2 protein-coding genes are annotated in these 1,238 nt (G+C 63.2%); both read left to right on the forward strand.

Annotated elements, in window-relative coordinates:
- On the forward strand, nucleotides 1-678 hold a 678-nt coding region (locus tag HZR81_RS23565), incomplete at its 5' end, for a multiheme c-type cytochrome (protein WP_500129393.1).
- A gap of 12 nt (nucleotides 679-690) precedes the next feature.
- Nucleotides 691-1,074, forward strand: a complete 384-nt coding sequence (locus HZR81_RS23570) for a DUF1622 domain-containing protein (protein ID WP_280076148.1) — start codon at nucleotides 691-693, stop codon at nucleotides 1,072-1,074.
- Nucleotides 1,075-1,238 lie beyond the last annotated feature (164 nt).

Genomic DNA, 1,238 nt, shown 5'->3' on the forward strand with positions numbered 1-1,238 from the left:
GGCCCCCTGTCCAGCGCACATGCGTTTCTCAAAGAGGACTGTGCGGCGTGCCACACGCCGGTGAAGGGCGTGGAGGACGCGACTTGCGTGGCCTGCCATGCAAACGAGACCGTCCTGGTCCAGCGACAACCGACGGCATTCCATGCCGACATCGCCGGCTCGAACAACTGCGTGGCCTGCCACAAGGAACACGACGCCGGCCGCAGCCTGCGTGGTATGGACCATGCGGCTTTGACCGACATCATCGTGCGATGGCTCGATCGGGCCCCGGAGGGTCATGAGGGGGCGGTGCTGCTCGCGCACCTCAAGGCACACCGGCCCGAGGCGCTGCCGGGCAACCTCTCGCTTGCCAACGGCATGACTTACAAGGAGACGCTGCTGGACTGTGCGAGCTGCCACAAGACCACCGACCCGCACGTCCAGGTCTTCGGAAACGACTGCGCGACATGCCACGGCACGACCACATGGTCGATTGCCGAGTACCGGCATCCGCCGCCAAGTTCCACTGACTGCGGCCAGTGCCACCTCGCGCCGCTCAGCCACTACAAGGAGCACTTCGGAATGATGTCCAAGCCGATAGCGGGTGTCAGGAATGCGGAACCTGAGCAGTGCTATCTCTGCCACCAGACCACTTCATGGAACGACATCCGGGGTGTGGGGATCGATGATCACCATTGACCGGATATGCCGATGAGCGCTGATTTGCCACATGTGGCGATCGGGATCGCGGTCGCGGGATTCGAGTTGTTCGGCGTCGGGGTCATCACCCTGGGCAGCGTGTTGGCTTGCGGCCGATTCGCCTTCATCCACAAGGGGTTCGAACTGACGGCGCGATATCACTCCCTGCGGCAGGAGCTCGGCGGCGCGATCTTACTGGGCCTGGAATTTCTCGTGGCCGCCGACATCATCCGAACCGTTACGATCGATCCCTCGCTGCAGGGCGTCGCGATCCTTGCGCTGATCGTGCTGATCCGAACCTTTTTGAGCGTCGCACTTCAAATCGAGATCGAGAGAGGATGGTCGTGGCGGCGCAATCGACCCTCCCCGCCCGACCACCCGAGTACCTGCAACTGAGTGGTCGGGCCGGTCAGTTCAAGAACGGCTTCGTCCGACGACCGCACTGGCCGAGAACCTGGTCGCTTGACCCTGACGATCAACGAGGCCTGAACGAGGCCGCCAGGCGGTGCTTCACGGAGCGATCCAAACCGCCTGGTAGCCGGACTTGGTCAGTGTGGCCT

It is taken from the genome of Pseudomonas sp. LM13 (genome assembly GCF_041381355.1).
GTDB lineage: Bacteria > Pseudomonadota > Gammaproteobacteria > Pseudomonadales > Pseudomonadaceae > Stutzerimonas > Stutzerimonas frequens.

What these genes read in the sequence shown, in the direction of transcription:
- HZR81_RS23570 (WP_280076148.1), top strand. Translation starts at nt 691, where the DNA reads ATGAGCGCTGATTTGCCACATGTGGCGATCGGGATCGCGGTCGCGGGA.